At 40.3% G+C, this 18,812-nt stretch carries 17 protein-coding genes; 10 read left to right on the plus strand and 7 right to left on the minus strand.

Going from position 1 to position 18,812, the window contains the following annotated elements; translation table 11 throughout:
• Nucleotide 1 precedes the first annotated feature (1 nt).
• From Q0Y46_RS05760 to Q0Y46_RS05800, 9 genes are all read left to right on the plus strand, one after another.
• Nucleotides 2–931 carry a LicD family protein gene (locus tag Q0Y46_RS05760; RefSeq protein WP_297945738.1) on the plus strand — a complete coding sequence of 310 codons (930 nt, stop codon included), beginning with the start codon at nucleotides 2–4 and terminating at the stop codon, nucleotides 929–931.
• 40 nt (nucleotides 932–971) lie between these two features.
• Complete coding sequence (locus tag Q0Y46_RS05765) at nucleotides 972–2,753, plus strand: glycosyltransferase (RefSeq protein WP_297945740.1); 1,782 nt, start codon at nucleotides 972–974, stop codon at nucleotides 2,751–2,753.
• A gap of 67 nt (nucleotides 2,754–2,820) precedes the next feature.
• Nucleotides 2,821–3,930, plus strand: coding sequence for a UDP-galactopyranose mutase (gene glf, locus Q0Y46_RS05770; RefSeq protein WP_297945741.1), 1,110 nt, complete (start codon nucleotides 2,821–2,823; stop codon nucleotides 3,928–3,930).
• Nucleotides 3,931–3,937: 7 nt separating this feature from the next.
• On the plus strand, nucleotides 3,938–4,951 hold the full coding sequence (locus tag Q0Y46_RS05775) for a glycosyltransferase family 2 protein (RefSeq protein WP_297945743.1): 1,014 nt from the start codon (nucleotides 3,938–3,940) through the stop codon (nucleotides 4,949–4,951).
• Between the two features lie 49 nt (nucleotides 4,952–5,000).
• A complete protein-coding gene (locus Q0Y46_RS05780; RefSeq protein WP_297945745.1) occupies nucleotides 5,001–6,242 on the plus strand; it encodes a glycosyltransferase family 4 protein in 1,242 nt (413 codons plus the stop codon).
• A gap of 3 nt (nucleotides 6,243–6,245) precedes the next feature.
• On the plus strand, nucleotides 6,246–6,815 hold the full coding sequence (locus Q0Y46_RS05785; RefSeq protein WP_297945746.1) for an acyltransferase: 570 nt from the start codon (nucleotides 6,246–6,248) through the stop codon (nucleotides 6,813–6,815).
• Nucleotides 6,808–7,905, plus strand: coding sequence for a glycoside hydrolase family 99-like domain-containing protein (locus tag Q0Y46_RS05790; RefSeq protein ID WP_297945748.1), 1,098 nt, complete (start codon nucleotides 6,808–6,810; stop codon nucleotides 7,903–7,905). Before Q0Y46_RS05785 ends, Q0Y46_RS05790 begins: the two co-directional genes overlap by 8 nt.
• Entirely contained in the window at nucleotides 7,905–8,891 is a 987-nt protein-coding gene (locus Q0Y46_RS05795; RefSeq protein WP_297945750.1) for a glycosyltransferase, read from the plus strand. The genes Q0Y46_RS05790 and Q0Y46_RS05795 overlap by 1 nt, the downstream gene beginning before the upstream one ends.
• Nucleotide 8,892: 1 nt before the next feature.
• The gene (locus Q0Y46_RS05800) at nucleotides 8,893–9,744 is read left to right on the plus strand and encodes a glycosyltransferase (protein WP_297945752.1); all 852 of its coding nucleotides are present in this window, start codon (nucleotides 8,893–8,895) and stop codon (nucleotides 9,742–9,744) included.
• On the opposite strand, the gene Q0Y46_RS05805 is transcribed toward Q0Y46_RS05800, so the two are convergent.
• The 7 genes from Q0Y46_RS05805 to Q0Y46_RS05835 all read right to left on the minus strand — a co-directional run bounded on the left by Q0Y46_RS05805 (nucleotide 9,716) and on the right by Q0Y46_RS05835 (nucleotide 16,963).
• Complete coding sequence (locus Q0Y46_RS05805) at nucleotides 9,716–10,588, minus strand: glycosyltransferase (RefSeq protein WP_297945753.1); 873 nt, start codon at nucleotides 10,586–10,588, stop codon at nucleotides 9,716–9,718. The genes Q0Y46_RS05800 and Q0Y46_RS05805 overlap by 29 nt on opposite strands.
• A gap of 3 nt (nucleotides 10,589–10,591) precedes the next feature.
• Nucleotides 10,592–11,314 carry a nucleotidyl transferase AbiEii/AbiGii toxin family protein gene (locus Q0Y46_RS05810; RefSeq protein ID WP_297945755.1) on the minus strand — a complete coding sequence of 241 codons (723 nt, stop codon included), beginning with the start codon at nucleotides 11,312–11,314 and terminating at the stop codon, nucleotides 10,592–10,594.
• Entirely contained in the window at nucleotides 11,301–11,906 is a 606-nt protein-coding gene (locus Q0Y46_RS05815; RefSeq protein ID WP_290920224.1) for a hypothetical protein, read from the minus strand. Before Q0Y46_RS05815 ends, Q0Y46_RS05810 begins: the two co-directional genes overlap by 14 nt.
• Before the next feature lie 135 nt (nucleotides 11,907–12,041).
• Nucleotides 12,042–13,376 (minus strand): ATP-binding protein, encoded by a 1,335-nt coding sequence (locus Q0Y46_RS05820; protein WP_297945757.1) that lies wholly within the window; start codon nucleotides 13,374–13,376, stop codon nucleotides 12,042–12,044.
• An 85-nt stretch (nucleotides 13,377–13,461) separates the two neighbouring features.
• The gene (locus Q0Y46_RS05825; protein WP_297945759.1) at nucleotides 13,462–14,238 is read right to left on the minus strand and encodes a hypothetical protein; all 777 of its coding nucleotides are present in this window, start codon (nucleotides 14,236–14,238) and stop codon (nucleotides 13,462–13,464) included.
• Nucleotides 14,235–15,911: a hypothetical protein gene (locus Q0Y46_RS05830; protein ID WP_297945761.1), complete on the minus strand. Its 1,677-nt coding sequence runs from the start codon at nucleotides 15,909–15,911 to the stop codon at nucleotides 14,235–14,237. Before Q0Y46_RS05830 ends, Q0Y46_RS05825 begins: the two co-directional genes overlap by 4 nt.
• A gap of 29 nt (nucleotides 15,912–15,940) precedes the next feature.
• On the minus strand, nucleotides 15,941–16,963 hold the full coding sequence (locus Q0Y46_RS05835; RefSeq protein ID WP_297945849.1) for an acyltransferase family protein: 1,023 nt from the start codon (nucleotides 16,961–16,963) through the stop codon (nucleotides 15,941–15,943).
• Nucleotides 16,964–17,090: 127 nt separating this feature from the next.
• Between Q0Y46_RS05835 and Q0Y46_RS05840 the strand changes: the two genes are divergently transcribed.
• Nucleotides 17,091–18,782 (plus strand): LTA synthase family protein, encoded by a 1,692-nt coding sequence (locus Q0Y46_RS05840; RefSeq protein ID WP_297945763.1) that lies wholly within the window; start codon nucleotides 17,091–17,093, stop codon nucleotides 18,780–18,782.
• Nucleotides 18,783–18,812: the final 30 nt, after the last annotated feature.

Raw genomic sequence — 18,812 nt, forward strand, 5'->3', positions numbered from 1 at the left:
TATGCTACCAATAAAAATAAAACTACCCGATCACTTTCTTGACGAAGAAGAAAGATGCGGTTTTACTGTTTCCCCCAAAATGAAAAAAATATGGGCAGTGGAGCTGGATTTACTCCATGAATTTCAAAGAGTTTGCAAAAAATACAATCTCAAATATTTTACAGACTCCGGAACTACCATCGGTGCCGTTAGACATAACGGGTTCATTCCTTGGGACGACGACATTGATCTAGCAATGTTTCGAGAAGACTACAACAAGCTGTGTCAAATAGCCCCTCAAGAATTTAAGCACCCATATTTCTTCCAAACAGAAGAAACGGACCCCGGATCTGCAAGAGGGCATGGACAAATAAGGAACAGTCTAACAACAGGAATTCTTGAAAGCGAAAGAGATTTACACTATCGATTCAACCAAGGCATATTCATTGATATTTTTGTTTTAGACAACACTCCCGACGACAAACAAGTTTTCAATGAACAAATAGCAGAGTGTACGGCATTCAGAGAAAAAGCAAGCGCTTGTCGGTCTTACACAGAACACTTTCTATTGTTACCTAGATGGAACTTCATAGCAAGAGCAATCAATTTTATAAAATACAAATATTATCACTCAAAAATTTTCTTCCCCCATGGATACAACAAATTTCTTTATGAATATGAAAAAAGTGCATCCAAGTACGTTTCCGACAACACAACAAAGTACATAACGAATTTAAGTCTACTCCCATACAAAGAACACAGATCTAGATTAAGAGAAGATTATTCTAGTGCCATAGAATTTCCATTCGAAATGCTTTCGCTTCCCGTTCCTATAGGCTACGATAGAATATTAACCAATGTATTTGGCAATTGGAAAGTACCGCAAAAAGATCCGTCATTACATGGTGGTATTTTCTTTGATCCGGAAAAACCATATACGCAATATCGATAACTTTTTCCGCTTCTAGAAAAGCCACAAGAAAAAGATGCCCATGAGAATACAAAGCATATTATTTCCTCAAAAAGACATCTGCAAAGAAGCAGAGCTGTATTACAGGCATCCATCCAAGCAATTTGGCAATAAATTTCTTCTGCCGCCAAATCAAACGATTTCTTTTGACACCTACTTCAACAGTTTCCCTATTGCACAATGGAAACAATACACTTCCATTGATAATCTGAGTCTTTTCCTAAGAATTCAAGGAAAATGTACAATAGAATTATTCGAAGCAACTCTTGTCAATGGCAATGTTCAAAAGCGTATTCTTCTATCAAAAGAAAAAAATGCTCAAGATGATTCCATAACGCTTCTTTTTCCAGATATAGCAGACTTACGCGGAGCATGTTACTTCACAATATCATCACAAGAGAAGCCATGCTTCATAACCGACGGTTATTATAGCACTGAAATTGATTCAAATTTAATCAGCACTATAAAAATCGGCATTGGTATTTGCACTTACAAAAGAGAATCCTTCGTTCTAAAAAATCTAAAAGCAATCCAGAATGCAATACTAGACAATCCTCAATCTGAATTATTCGATAAACTGGAAATAATAGTTTCAGACAACGGTCAAACATTACAGAATTACGACTATTCCCATCCAAAAGTTAAAATAGTTCCTAACATCAATGCTGGTGGTTCCGGAGGCTTCGCCAGGTGCATGCTTGAGGCAATCTCCCGAAGTTCCGATTTCCATTTCACCAATCTCATCCTAATGGATGACGACATTATTTTGGAGCCTGATGTTTTAGCAAGGACATATTCCTTTTTAAGGTGTCTCAAAAACGAAAATCGGACGAAAGTACTTGGCGGAGCAATGCTAAAATCAGAATCAATGTCCGAACAAGCCGTAAATGGATGTATCTGGGATATTGACAAAGGGGTTCGATTCTGCAAATCAAACTATGATCTTTCTCAAACGTCAGATGTTTTGAAAAATCTTAATGAAGATGGGGCTAATTTTGCCCCCTGGTTCTATTGCTGTTTTCCGATGCAGCATATCAGAAACAACAATCTTCCATTACCATTCTTCTTTCAATATGACGACACTGAATTTGCTTTAAGAGAACCATCTTCCATAATCCTATTAAACGGGGTCTCTGTTTGGCATACTTTTCTCAACAAAGACAACATGTGCAAAAGGTATTGCCAAAGCAAAAACAGTCGCATCGTAAAATTACTATACGGAGAAACGCAAACCATTCTTCAATCAAAAAAAGAACTCTGCTTAATGTTCATCAATTTAGTCGGCACATACCGATACCTTGATTGGATAGCGTTATCCCAAGCCGAAATTGATTTATGGCATGGCTCAAATAATTTAAGAGACAAGAAAAACCTTCTTCTTTGTCAAAAAATGATAAAGAAATCTAATTTACAGTGCAAGACCGACGAAATACCACCAAGCGCATCTAAATACATTGTTGGTCAAAAAGACAATGGCGAATGGTCTATAACAAAAAAGATTACTTTTGCATTTAGTTCTCTCAATACTTTCTTTCCAAAAACAAGAAAAAATATAATAGTAGACAAACCAGAAACCCTAAATCCTTTGAAAGTTCGCTTCGTAAAGAAGATTTATTTAAAACAAGACGAGAGCTCTTACATAATTTTTCAAAGCAATATCAAGCTGTTTTTCACAAGTTTTTTGCAAATTGCAAAAATTTTACTGTATCCTAGACCAAATCAAGAAAAATTGCAGAGCAATCTTATCGAAGGAGCGTCCGCAATGCGAAAAATGAGTTTTTGGCTCAGTTATTTAACAAAATAGTTCAAGTTCTACTTTTCTTTTATTTCTTAAATTATATTAAAAAAAACAATGAATCTTTAAAGACACCATGTACTCCTATATTATCATCGGCGCAGGCCTTTTCGGAGCAACGTTTGCAAATCTAGCCCATAAAGCAGGCAAGAAGGTCCTTGTCATAGAAAGACGTAATCACATCGCAGGCAATTGTTATACAGAGAATATCGAAGGTATCAACGTTCATAAATACGGAGCTCACATTTTCCACACATCAAACAAAATCGTTTGGGATTTTGTCAACTCTTTTACTCCGTTTAATCGCTATACAAATTCACCTATAGCCAAATCAAAAGGTAATTACTATAACCTGCCTTTCAATATGAATACATTTTACCAAATATGGAAGACAGCAACACCGGAAGAGGCAAAGGCGAAAATGGAAGAACAAAAAGCGGATATTCTCAAATTACTCAATGGGCGCGAGCCAGCAAATCTAGAGGAACAAGCATTAAGCATAGTCGGTCGTGACATTTTTGAAATACTAATCAAGGAATACACAGAAAAACAGTGGGGCCGCAATTGCAACGACCTCCCAGCCTCCATCATCAAGCGAATTCCTGTCCGTTATACATTTGACAACAATTACTTTAACGATTTATACCAAGGAATACCCAGCAACGGCTATACTGAATTAGTAACCAAAATGCTAGAAGGCATCGAAATTCGCTTAAATACAAATTTTTTTGACCATCGTTCCGAATTAGAAAACATTGCCGAAAAAATCATCTACACCGGACCGATTGATGAATTTTTCAATTTCTGCCATGGAGCCTTAGATTACCGATCCTTACGTTTTGAAACGGAAATTCTTGACACTGATAATTTCCAAGGAAATGCCGTTATAAATTACATTGACGCAAATATTCCATACACAAGAATTATTGAGCACAAGCACTTTGAATTCGGAAATCAGCCCAAAACCATTATCACTCGCGAATATCCTCAAAAATGGGAATTGAATAAAGAACGTTACTACCCAATTAACGACCAAGAAAACAATGCTCTTTATGAAAAATACAAAGCATTGGCCGGCCAAAAAACTAATGTCATATTTGGTGGACGCCTTGCCGAATATAAGTACTATGATATGGATGACGTGATAGAACAAGCAATGATACTATTTCACACCTGTAATCAATAAAAGACATATGCCCAATCAAGTTTCTGTCATAGTCCCCAACTACAATCACGCACCTTATCTTCGGCAGCGTCTTGATTCCATATTCAATCAAACTTTTCAGGACTTTGAAGTCATTATCTTGGACGATTGTAGCTCGGACAACAGCAAAGAAATCATTGAGGAATATCGTAATCGTCCCCAAGTAAGCCACGTGGTATATAACGAGACAAACAGTGGCTCTCCATTCAAACAGTGGGCTAAGGGATTCGATTTAGCACAAGGCAAATACATCTGGATTGCCGAAAGCGACGATTGGGCGGAATTGAATTTTTTAGACGAATTAGTTTCAACTTTAAACCAAGACAATTCTCTAGCACTAGCTTTTTGTGAAAATTACTGGGAATTTGGAACAAAAACAGAACGACAAAGATTCTGCTTTAGCGAGCGCACCATCAATGGGAGTCGCTTTATAAAAAAATATCAAAGTTTCAGGAATCGAATTGTCAACGCAAGTAGCGTTTTATTTCGAAAAAAAATTCTCCATTCTATTCCGAAAAATTACCAAGATTTCACATGTTGCGGAGATTATCTTTTTTGGATATACCTTTTAGAAAAAGGTAATATCAGATATATTCGCAAACATTTAAATCACTTTAGACGGCACTCATTCACCACAACAACTAAAAGTACAACATCTGGAAAGACATTCTTTGAAAATTTTTACATATATGAATATTTATACAATCAAGGATATGTAACCCCATTTATTAAATTGCGAATATTTACTTACAATTTAGATCTCGTCGAAATACACAAGCAAGATTTATTAACAAATAAATCCTATTTTGAATGTAAAAACATGTGGGTTTCCCCAAACAAAGGCTTTTTAACAAAGATTATTCAGATACTAGCACGCGATGCAAACATCTGTTACGAAAGTATTTCTTTGGGAGCTAAAATATGGAGAATTCTACATCTACCGAACACAAATATCAGGGAAAAAATACACAAGCAGAAGGACAGTCTGAAGATTAACGATTAACTTGCAAAATCGCCAATACCCAATATCTTCTTAATAAGGGAATCCATTTATGAATGTTCTTTGGCTCAATGTAACAGAACCCTTTAATTACAACAAAAACGACGGTTTCATCGGCGGTTGGCAAGACTCGTTAGAGTCCATAGTATCGCGTTGCAACGAAATAAATCTATCCATAGCCTTCACATCTCCATCATTAAAACAACCAAAAAAAATCAATCGCGTACAATACATTCCTATTTTTACAAAATATACGTTCATTGACAAAATAAAGAAATTAGTTTCGTGGGACGCAGACGCAAAGATCATTACCTCAGCAGTAAAGAAAATCATAGAAGAAACAAAACCCGACATCATACATGTATTTGGTACAGAATGGCCTTTTGGATTAATAAAAAAATACACCAATATACCCGTCGTAATCCATATCCAAGGTTCCATTGTTGAATACAATAAATTTCTATACCCTCCAAACTATAATTTTCTTGATCTAGTTTTCGAAAATCGATTAAATTTCCGCACTTTAGTAGAAAACCTATTCCAGCCATTCTTAAACCATTCCCGATACCAAATGGAAAAGGAAATATGGCGCATTAACAATTTTTATATGGGGCGTACAAATTGGGATTTCCAATTATCAAGCAAGATGCACCCCAATCGAATATATTTTCACGTAGACGAAGCGCTAAGAGAACCCTTTACAAAAGGTCCTCACCATTGGCAATACAAGGCCTCAACTAAAACCATTTTATTTTCCACAGGTTGTTCAACTTTTTGGAAAGCCCCAAATCTTTTATTAAAAACTGCGAAACTTTTAAAAGAAAAAGGATTTGATTTTGAATGGCATATTGCAGGATTTATGCCAGCCCACCTAAAAAACACTGTTGAAAGAAAAGAACACACAACCTTTGAAGCCAACAAAATCATTTTTCTTGGTTGGCAAACGGCAGAACAGATTCAACAAGAATTACTCTATTCATCACTATACATCCACAACGCATACATTGAAAACAGTCCAAATTCAATCTGCGAAGCGCAAATCATCGGAGCACCAGTCATTTCAACAGACGTTGGAGGCATTCCAAGCCTCATTGAGAACGAACAGACAGGCTTTTTAGTGCCTATTAACGCCCCCTTGATAATGGCCGAAAAAATCATCTCTACAGCCCACAACAAAGAGCTTCTTTGCAAGGTATCTGAAAATGCACGAAAAAAAGCAATTCAAAGACATGACGAGAAAACAATATTAGATCAGTTACTATATTGCTATAACACAATCATTAGTCACAAATAGATTATGATAAAAACGATATACAACATCATCAACATCATTTACAGCAAAAGTCTCGCCAAGACGTTCAAAAAACAGAAACGTTTTTTTTGCCATTATCCACAAAAAATTGTCGGAAGTAAACATATATCTATTGGAGACAACTGCTTTTTCGGAAGAAATGGTGTTTTATCCGCATGGGAAAATCACAACAATCAACAATTTACCCCAGAGATTCAAATAGGTGACGATTGTGAATTCGGCGAATACAATCATATTACAGCAACGAACAAGATAATAATTGGAAACGGATTACTTACTGGAAGATGGGTGACTATAACAGATAATTCTCATGGCAACACAGATATTGATGATTTGAAACTAAAACCAATCAATAGAAAAATCTTTTCTAAAGGTCCTGTAATAATAGGCAATAATGTATGGATTGGAGATAAGGCTACAATTTTGCCAAATGTGACTATTGGAGACGGGGCCGTAATTGCAGCAAACGCAGTCGTCACAAAGGACGTCCCTGCGTACTGCGTTGCCGCAGGAAATCCAGCAAAAATCATCAAGAAGGCAAACTCTAATGGATAGACCACTCATTATAGCCTACTATCTGCCTCAATACCATCCCATTCCCGAAAATGACGAATGGTGGGGCAAGGGTTTTACCGAATGGACTAATGTGGCAAAAGCAAAGCCCTTGTTTAAGGGCCACTATCAACCAAAAATCCCCGCAGACCTTGGTTTTTATGATCTACGAGTTCCAGAGGTTCGCGAGCAGCAAGCGGAATTAGCCCGAGAGGCAGGAGTTGACGGTTTCTGTTACTGGCACTATTGGTTTGGCAATGGGAAACAACTTTTAGAAAGGCCTTTCAAAGAAGTTGTTGAGTCAGGAAAACCAAACTTTCCATTTTGCTTAGGTTGGGCAAATGAAAGCTGGGAAGCAAAAGTATGGAATAAAAATGGCGTAAAAACAAGAAAAATTCTTATTGAACAAACCTACCCGGGATTAGATGACATCGACAATCACTTTTATTCTTTGGTAAAAGCATTTAAGGATCCTCGCTACATAAGAATCGATAACCGTCCAATATTCCATATTTATCAGCCATTAAACCATCCGAACATTCAACAATTTATGGAGAGATGGAACTACCTCGTCAACAAGGAGAAAATTGCAGAAAAATTTTATTTTATCGCAGGGGCAAAAGATTCTAATTACACAAAGATGATTGAAAATGGCTTTGATGCAGCCGTTCTCAATTTGGCTAGTAGAATGGAAAATCCCTATAAAAAAAACAACATCTTTTTCAGAGCATTTCATTACTTTTTTAGATTAGTTCTTCACAAGCCTCTTCTTATTTCATACCGGGATAGTTTAAAATATTTATGGAACGATAAAGTTGATTTAAACGAATTCATCATTCCGTCTTTATTGCCTAATTGGGATCATTCCCCCCGAAGTGGAAACATGTACTCTATTTTAACGGGGTGTACGCCACAACTATTCAAAAAACTATGCCTACGCACACTAAACGGGGTAAAAGTCAAAAGAAATAAAATTATTTTTTTGAAATCATGGAATGAATGGGGCGAAGGGAACTATATGGAACCCGATTTGAAATTTGGGAAAGGCTATATAAAAGCCCTGGCCGATGCAAAAAAAGAGATCTATCCATAATGGTTATCTTATCCATCATCATCCCGGTTTATCGAATCCCATTAGACTATTTGCGAGTCTGCTTCAACTCGCTCGTTTCTCAAAATTTACAACAATGCGAATTCATAGTCATTTCCGATGGTGCACCAGATGCAGAGTGTTTCATTTGTGATGAGTATGCAAAAAAAGATTGTCGATTCAAATTCTTCAAACGAGATCACGCTGGAGTTTCCGCCACAAGAAATTTCGGCATTGACCAAGCGCAGGGCGAATACATAACATTTGTTGACAGCGACGATTGGATAGAAGACTCATACACATCAACAATTTCTTCTTTCAGCAACTCCCCAGACATCGTTTTCTTCCAGTTTAACTATTTCAACGAAAGAAATACTCCTTATCACCTTCCATTTCCTCAAAACAACTATTTCACAGGCTCTTTTGAAGAAATTCAAGAGAAATTGTTGATGCTATTTAATTTCAACAATCAATTTGATTATCTAGGATATACATGCAATAAATTTTTCAAAAGAAGCATTCTTGAAAAAAATAAAATTCGTTTTCCAGAAAAAATCCCATATAACGAAGACGAGATTTTCACGTTAAAATATTGCAAGCACATTTCATCAATCCAAATTATCGAAAACAAATTATACAATTACCGCATCCATAACAGCGGTTTGACAAAAAAGAAAAAAGACCCATCCATTTTTCAAGAGATTGTCCAAGAATTACAATCTATTATTGAAGATTACTCTTACGAACCGTTAAAGAACGCCATAATAAACAAGCGAATGATGTTTCTGCGCTTCTTGTCTACTATCAACAGGCAAAATATCATTTCATATAGTTCCTTTTTAGACTTTTATCAGTTTTTCCATAAGAACAAGAATAACGCTTTAACATGCCTTACTCTGAAAGCAATTTTCGCCCTTCCCCCACAAATCGCCTACATATTAAGCCATCTTTATAAAATGATTTCCTGGATTCCAGGAATAAGGGTGTAAAATGAACAAACAAGCTAAGATTCTAGCCGTCATTGTTACATACAATCCCGAAATAGGGCACCTAAAGTCATTTTTAGAGGAGTTGTCAAAACAAATTGATTTGGTTTTAATTTACGACAACAATTCCCTAAATTTCAAAGATATTGCCAGCATTCAATTTTCGCAAAATGTAATCATCCATTCCAGCCCCATAAACAAAGGCCTTCCGACACACTACAATGCAGCAATTCAATATGGGCTAGAAAACGGCTTTGACAATTTACTCATTCTCGATCAAGATTCCACTTTCGACAAGCATTTTCTAGACGAATACAGAAAGCATCTTGACGAGGACTTTTTCTGTTTAGTTCCTTTCCTTGTCCATAACAATAACGATTACGAAGAAAAATACCCAACAAAAACAAAAAATACATGCGATTATGTAAAGCGCTCTATTAATTCCGGAACGCTCATATACCTGCACAAATTACCAAACGACATCCGCTTTGACGAAGACCTATTTATCGACTGCGTTGACTTTGATTTTTTCATACAAGCAAACAAGTTCCGCCTGAAAACGCTGCGCATTAATTCAGCAAAACTTCACATCAGCCTCGGCAACATCAGCCGAATCGGGCCTTTCTTCCTTTACAATTATTCTCCGTTCAGGCTTGAAAAACAGACGCGAGACCGTGTCATATTCCTCCGCAAGCATCCGATATCAGCATTTTCTCTTTGGCTGTTTCTTTTCACTATTTTCTGCGACACTAAAGCCATATTGTTCGAAAGGGAACGGCTCAGAAAAATAAAGGCGATAGTCAAAGGATTCAAAGAAGGGCTATTTTTCAGGACTTCTTCCCGACAACATCCCTAGAATATATCTTTAAGCTTTTTAGGCAGTTCTTTACCCTGAAAAGCCTTTTCTTTCGTTGTCGCAGAATACTCGCCCTGCGGTTTTCCACTTCGTTGTGAAAAATTCGAATTGCAGGATTAAACCTGGTTTTCAAGTTATTGAACATACATCTTGCAAACAAGAATTCTTCTTCGCAATACATGAACGTCCTGTCATCAAGGCCATCAAATTTTCCAATATATTTTGGAGAGAAAATCAAAAAGCTACCATGAAGCTCCACATTGTTCATGGCGGAAAGTTCTTGCCTCGTCTGTTTTCGAGGGAACTTTTTCAGCAAGCAAGAAATCATCGGAGAAATGAGCAGGAACGTAGCCAGCAAATCTACCCATAAATACGCCACTGTCAACTTAAGCCTAAAGCCACAGAGCATCTTTAGCCTAAGAGGATTCTGCTCTTTCCCCACTGGCGTACGGATACTGGGCCCTAGCACTGCAAACTTTTCGCTTGAATAATCCTGTTCTACTAGCGCAAAGAAATCTGCAGATTCAATTACGGCATCGTTGTTCATCAAGACAATAAAGTCTGCCTTCAGTTCATTCTTTGCATATTTAAAGCCGACATTGTTGCCCCTTGCGAATCCGAGATTTTCTTCATTGTGGATGTAGTAGAAATCCGGTAAAGATTCAATCTGTTTCTTGACCTGTTCTCCCGTTCCATTTGGCGAGGCATTGTCCACAACAATCACGGACACGTTACGCCCGCCCCTATCTAGGGAGCGAATCGATTCGATAGCCTCCATGGTGACGGTAGCGTCACCGTAATGAAGAACAACGAAGGCGTAATGTACAATCTTGGGTATGGACATAAGCTAAAAATACAATTTCTCGCATAGATTCAATATGGCGGGTCTCATTCGAAAAGCAAGCCCAGCGAGTTCTTCTTCACTCAAGAGCGGCTGCAATTCAGCCAAGTTACCATCATTTAGCATTTCAGCCCTTTGTGTCAACTTGTTTACAAGTTCATTCATATCTCGGGCGGCGACAACGCCCTTATATGACCGCGCTTTTTTCAGCCGCATCTGCAAAATGTCCATTCTGGGCTTGACCTTGAACAGACTTTCGTACTGATAAATGTCATACAGGTCGCGCATCAATTCGCATTCGTTCCATGCAGCAATCTTGTGGGCAAAAGATACGCCCGGTTCCATAATCCGCAGGATGCGTGCCGGCCGCCCATACGCCGTGCTGAGCAAAGCCGAAGACATAGGGATTGACAGACATTCCTTCTCAACGTTCACCTCTATCTGCGCACTCTGGCCGCCATACGTCAGCAGGATTCTCAAAGCCTTCGAATTCATTGATGACCGAAACTGCAATCCATCTACCTTCAACAACGCCCGCTCAATAATCTCCTTCGCATCCTTTTTCGAGTCAAACGGAATGAATATATAGTCAACGCCATTCGTGTAACGCGGACTATGCATTAATCGCAGGGCCATCCCACCTTTCAATATCGCAGAATTCCCGAAATTCGTCGCAAAGAAATCGACAATCCAAGCGAGTAGCGCTTCTGTATTTTCAAGCTTTTCCATAAATGGTGTTCCTTGCAAAAGCCCTGAATCTTGGATTCACGTATCGCTCCAGGTACATGTCCACCCTTTCCTTCGAAAGGGCCGCAAAATCGATATCCTGAAACACGTTAAAATAGAATACCTTCTTGTGCTGGTAAAAGTAAAGCGTGTCCAGCACCGCCTTCTCGGCATCGGCCATCTTCGCCCCGTTTTCTAGCGGAACCATGCCAAAATACAGCTCCTTGGATATCCTTGCATAGGAGAGGTTTACTTCGCCAGCGAACTCGCTCGCCCGCGACGGTACGACACAGCTCACCAAGAACGGACTTTCGGTGCCGATGAGCCTGTGATAAGCGAGCGCCGACCCGAACGATATGTATGAATCCGTACGGACCTTGGCAGAAAGGACCTGTGGATCAAAATCCCGAGCGACGTAAATTCCTCGGCAGTAGCGCTTCAGGAGACCCGCGGCTTCGAACCGTCTGGCCGCAATCCAGAGCGACTGCTGGTTCGATATGTCGAAGAGGGCGCCAAGTTCCAACAGAGAAAATACTCCGCCCACCTTCGGGGCGAAATCTGCCAGTTTTTGAGTATTTTCCACAGCATTTTTCATGTTTGCAGAAAATATATAATTTTATATACTATTTGTCAATATGAAACTGGCGTTAAATTAAACAACATTTCGTGGCGGATTTTGGGCCCGCCGCTCAGCCAGCAGTAATGGATTATCTTGGGAATCGGCATAATACTAGAAATCTACTCCCGAAAGATAACGTTTCAACAAAAAAGCACAGAAGTAAGGGAACGTGTAGATGTTGTTCTGAAATCCGACATTACCCGCAGAAAACTTGATCCCTGTCGTAATATCCGGGTACGCATCACTCTTGACAAGGGTTGACAGCGATTTTGCCGTCCCAGCCTTCGCCTTGACTTCGACCGGTACGAGCGTTTTTTTCGTTCGCACAAAAAAGTCCTGCTCCAGCGTGGAGTTCTCTTTCTTATAGTAGAAAAGCTCGTAACCCTGCTTGCTCAGAATCTCGGCAACAATATTTTCGTAAAGGGCTCCCTTATACACATTCATATTCCGATTGGCGCGCAGGTCTTCCTGAGATTCATCATCGAGATTCGCGACAAGGAGCCCCGTATCCTTGAAATAAATCTTGTACTTTGTTTCTTCAAAGTTCCCTTTCAGCGGGAGTTCCGGTGTATGCAGGCAATGGCAGAGATTCACCATGCCGGCATCATTAAGCCATTCGACGCAACCCCAATAGTCCTTGAACTTCGCCCCACTCGCAACCTTAGAAACCTGGAACTTCTTGTTTTCTTTCGCCAACTGTACAGGAATGCTGTTGAACACGTTGAGCACTCTGGTCTTGTCTATCCCTTCGACATACTTCTTTATGTCTTCTTTGTAATCCGCGATGAGGGCGCGCTGGAGCGCCAGCGTTCCCTCGAATGTTCCTTTCTCGACAAAAGAACGCACCACTTCGGGCATTCCCCCGAGAAGGCAATAGTCCATGAACAGACCGCCAAAAACATTCATGTCCGTTTGGTTAAATGGCGTTACCGACCGCATGTGCGACAAAAGATCACCGACAACATCCGAGCCATATCCCATGGCCCACAGGAATTCCTCGAAATCCATCGACTGCATCTGAAATTCCGACTTGTAGCCAACACTGTTGCTCTCTATGCGCTTGTAGTTGGTTCCCAGCATGGATCCGCTGCAAATCACATCGAAGCGACCGTCTATGCAGAACGACTTGAGCGATGTCGCGATTTCAGGATAGTCCTGAATCTCGTCGAAAAGAATAAGGGTTTCTCCAGGTATGAACTTCTTTTCGGAATCAATGCGAGAGATATTTCTGATGACATCCTGTACGGTGTAGCCATCTTCGCAGATGGTCTTGTACTTTTTCTCCAACACAAAGTTTATGTTGACAAAATTCTCATAATTTGCAGCAAAATGCTTGATGGATTCCGTCTTCCCTATCTGACGGGCCCCTTTGACAATCAGGGGTTTCCTATCGGCGGATTTTTTCCATTCTAGCAAGAAATCATCTAGTTTGCGTTTCAGGTACATGCTTTAAATATACATTCTTTTCTAAAAAATGAGCGAGTTTTAGTTGGTTTTTACTAAAAAATGAGCTTATTTTTGAGAAATTATACTAAAATATGACAGCAGGGACCCAGTGCGCGAAGCTTTCGCGGCGGATTTTTGGGTCGCCGAGGATGGGTCGGTGCGTCCCCTGCACTATGAAGCGGGCTTCGGGGTGCCTGCGGGCCACGGCGGCAATGAGGCGCAACGTGGCGTGCAGTTTGGCGCGGTCGCCGTCGCGGGAATTCTGGGTAGTCCAGGCGATGTTTTTCACAGGGTTCGTAGTATCGCCCGCCACGGCCGCGAGCACGGAATCTAGCGTTGCCGCCATCACGCTGTCGGGGCACTTCTGGCAGAAAAGCCGCACGCCATAACCCAGCGAATCCATGTACAGGTTACGCCCGTATTCCAGGGAATCGCCCCCGAACAAGTACACACCATCGTGCGGGCGAGTGCTGTCGCCGGGAATACGCAACTCGGCAAATTCCGCATGGCGGGTACGGTTCGCCAGCCTGTGGTGCAAAAATTCCTTGTGCGGCAAATCCTTGAAAATGGAGAAATCTTCTGCAAGTAGATGTTCGTCAAAGGGAACGCCCCAGGCATCCACGAGGATAGACACGGTTACCCGAGTAGAATCCGCAAACCGACCAATCAATTTTCTACTGTCGAGCAGTTCATACTTGGAGACATATTCCTCCGTCAATGAATCCGCATCTATAGCGGGCTGCATATGCCAGGGTTTTTCGGGCAACCTTATGAACTGCGACTTTGTCAAGTACGAGAACATCACGGCAAACGCGACGAACACAGAGAATGCAACCACCCCCATTTTCTGCAAGCGGCTCATTGTTCACCTCCGTCGAGGCGGTACTTGATCAACTGCAGGTCGCCGAAACTGGCAACCGTATCGCGCAACACCTTCTGATGATAGTGGACCTGATAATACCGGTCAAATTTCCGCAACGTATCCGATTCCACGATGTACACGTTGTCCTTGATCAAGTCACGGATAGGATTGCTTACGCCGCGTTCAGCCATTTCCTTTTTCATTCCAGGTAAATTGATATTCCAATAACCAACCGGAATGATGTTTCCCCAACTTCTCGGGGCGACCGCCCTGTATGCGGGGGTTCTGCACGTAGCCAAATATTTATAGTCATTAAAATACAGCATAAACACGTCGTTTGAGTGCGACTCAATATGGCCAACAAGTTTACTCCAATCATTTGACATTTGGGGAGTTCCGAAAAGCAACCGATTGTTATTGACATTCCGTTCAGACGAAAAAGCCATAACAAGAGCCCCCAAAGCAAGCACGCCAATCAGGTAGGGCAACTTATTCAATCGTTCGCCAACGGCAAAATCCCTAGGCTTCATCATGGGTATGGCCGAAACAATCGCATACAGCCATATCCCCGATTCCACATGCGAGACAACGCGATTGACATACAGAAGATAACCCAGGCACAGGCATATAAGCGCAAGCGAGCCCCATGCATACCAGTTCGCCCGCTTAGGGGCAAAGAAAAAGAAAACAAAGCACAATACTATCCAGCACCACGCATTCGTCTTGAAGAATGAGTTTGCCAACACAAGGAACAACGCAGCCGGCATCCTGGCGCGATTCACCTCATAACGGTTGCGATTTACCACGTTTACGAACGGCCTAAGGCTATCAAGCGAGAGCACTTCCGTATCGTAGAAAATCCAGCTCCGCAAGTACCTGAAGTCGCGACTCTGCATCTGCCGTTCATCAAGTTCGTCGACAACTGCCTCCACATCGTAATTTGCGCCATCGCCAAAAGTCGACCGGCTCCATTGATAATCTCGGTAGTAGGTATATTCGTTGTTCTCGAACAATCTATTGTTGAACACCTGAAGCCCCTGGTAAGCCGCCACGCACAGGAGTAGCACAACCACAGTCGTCTTCAAAATCTTACGAGTTTCAAGGACGCTCAGCGCAAGCGTAACCGCCAAGAACGGCATTCCCAGGAGGAACCCCTCCTTGCGGAAAACGATGCCCACGACAAAGAACACCCCGCCAAGGACAATCCACAGCTTCCGCCGTCCGCCGTTGCCAAAATAGAACAGAAGAATCGCCGCAGCAGTCGATGCGGTCGCACACTGGGTAAAGGCCACCTGCAGGTAGAAATCCGGCGCAAGGCAAGCGAGCAGGAACACGGAAAGGGCAATGCCCAGCTTGCCGCCCACCTGCCGCAGCATGAAGTAGCCAAACACCGTAAACGCAGCAAACGCGGCAAGCAGCTCAAAAATAAAGTACCAGCCTATCTTCGGGAAAACCGCGTAGAAAGGCTTCAAGAAATAGGCATAGGCCCCGTTCACGAACAGCGTATGCGGGTCAAATTCGCCCCCGTAAGCCCCCGTAATCATCGCCGACATGAAGTAATCGTCCAGGGAGCCCCTATGGAGCCCGCAAACCGCAAGGCAAACCAGAAGGAAGGCCAGGTTCAAAACAACAACTTGAGCAAAATGACTATGTAGAATTTTAGCAGCAGTCATTGACAGCATTCCTATTACAAATGATCGGCTCACCTCTTTTTCATACAAAAAACCTTTTCATAAACAAAGCTGTTTTTTGTCAACAAATATGCGACCAAAACAGGAATAACCAATCTCAAAAAAGTCACTAAAACGTTTCCCACAACAGGAATCAAATCAGAATAGAAAGAAGACCACCTGTTCAACATACAATGATCCACCGCATGGACACAAAGCACAACAATACTATTGCGGCCAATAAATAAGATTATTTTCCAAAACCAATTGTCTTCGCTATAAATATTTTTTACGAGAATGAAAAGAATACAAAAGACTCCCCAAGCCCCTAAAATGTCCAATATATAAAAGCCTTCATAGCGACACTTATGTAATGCTAAACTAGAGAACGTCATACAATATAGCCAACATAAACAGCAAAAGGGAAATAAAACTTTCATTTTATCAGCATCCAACAGGTTGTACTTTTTCGATAAACAACCCATATAAAAGAAACCCAAGCAACCAAAAGCCTGCACAAAAGACAACGGTACATGGCCATATACTTCAAAAAAACACTTTGCAACAATTGCTAACACAAATATTATCGCTCCGCAAACGAAATCATTCTTGATAAAACGGAATAAAACGCACGCCAGCAGACGAGTCCAAAAAAGGCCTAGCAGGAACCAAAGAGGGCCTATAAACAATCTTTCTGGAATATCAAACAACTGTCCATAAGTCGCACCTCCCCACAAGGACGAAAACAGAGCGGTCCTTGTCATTGAATCATAAGCAAGTCCATCAAAAAAAACAAAAGCCAACATCACCATCACTAAACAGGTAAACAAATATGGCACAATTAGTCTTTGAAAATCCATAGACAGTTCCTGCTTGATTTTTCTGAATTTGTAGAAATACCCAGAAACAAAAAGGAACAATGGCATATGAAAGGTATATGCGAAGTGACTTATTTCGGCCGTTTTACAATGAACCCAAATCATAAGAACAATGCCCAATCCCTTCAGAACATCAAAGGAATCATCTCTTTTTAAAGGTTTGCACGCTCTCCTCAGCTTTCATTTGATTTAAGGACATTGGCGTCACCTCTTTTTTTCAACAATTCCATATAAATATACATTTGAAAACGCCTGCCATCTTGTAAATCAACATATTTTCAATATTCTTTTATATATTTAGCTTATGATTTGGCCGAATCGAAGGTTATTCCATCAAAGCATACTCGCTTTAGCAGAGACTCTCTCTATAGCCCTTTTCCTCTCCGATTTCGCAAATGGTTCTTGGTCATTACATGTTTGGAACATCGCAATAGCTGGAGGACTCGTTTTACTAAGCGGGGGAAAAACATCCTTTCAGGCAAAATTCCATATAAAAACCTTTTTGGCGCTCTGGCTTCTGTCCATTTTCCATCAAAGTGTCATATGGGGAATAAAAACCTTTCCGCTAGACGACTCCCAACTAGTCATATTAATCCTCCGAATGCCCTTAGATGGTTTTACATTGATATTTGCAAAAAGTTTCATACTGAAGGTTCTACTTTCCTGTTTTATAACATCATTTTTCATTTCCATACTTATTGAGCCTTGGATAAACACTAAAAAAAAGAAAGTAATATTTTTCGGCGCACTCTTTTTTATTTTCACAGTAATCAATGTCTTAACTATATGCATCAACATTCCTGTTCATCTATATAAAGAACATCTTCGCAAAGACGACATTATTTTGCAGGAATCAAAATTTTTTCAAGAAAAATATACAAATATTGACACAGTCACCATTTCAAAGGATTTTGGGACTACAAAAAACTTAATCCTAATCTTAATGGAATCTATTGAAAATTCCTTCGTTGATTCTGCTTCAGGAGGAATCCAGCAAACAAATCTTATACCAGAGCTTATGCCCTCAGACTCCAACGAATACCACTTTTCCAACAGCGAATTAATCGGAGGGGGATTCAATTCTGAAGGAGCAAATGCAACAATTTCTGCAACCATAGCAAAAACAACTGGGTGTCCGCTACTGTTGCGAAAGAACCTCAGCGACACCCTATTAGAGAAAGTTACCAGTGATTACGACATTCTTCAAAAATACGGTTATCAAAATATATTTATACAAGGAACGGATGCTGTTTTTTCTGGAACAAAAAATTTTCTTCTTTCACATGGGATAAACACTCTATATGACATGCATTCATTAGAAAAAATGCAAGATATGGACAACAGATTCCGAAAATTTCGATCATTTGATGCCGGAATTACAGACAGAACTATACTAGACATTTCAAAACACATTCTAGACACGCTCTCTAAAAAAAAGCATTTCACACTAACAATTGCTACAATAGAGACTCACTATCCCTATGGCTTCTATAACAAAGCCTGCGAAGATAAACCTCAGAACATTACAGAACAAGCCTCATTGGAAGCAACAATTAAATGTGCATCAAAAGACATGCGTAATTTCATTAACTGGGTAAAGCAACAACCTTTTTATTTAAATACCGAGATTATTATTTTAGGAGATCATCTTTTTATGGGTGATTATCTCGTCAATAAAAACACAAAGGATCGAAGATGGTACAACCTTTTCATCAATCCCATCATCAAGCCAGAAACAACAAAGCGAGAATTTACTTCTTTTGACATTGCCCCAACAATTTTAGAAAGTCTCGGTTTTACGATAGACAATCACAAAATGGGTTTTGGCACAAGTTTATTTTCCAGTGAAAGTACACTTGTTGAAAAAATAGGCATAGACTCACTAAACAAAGAACTTATAGATTTTAAAAATTCAATAGAATACAACAACATTTCTTATCCAGCGAGCATAAATCATATTCGCGACGTTCTTCATCCGTCAAAAACAGTAAAATAGTCTCATCCAAGCACCCGGTGACAAAAAACA

The organism is uncultured Fibrobacter sp. (assembly GCF_947305105.1).
Taxonomy (GTDB): Bacteria; Fibrobacterota; Fibrobacteria; order Fibrobacterales; family Fibrobacteraceae; genus Fibrobacter.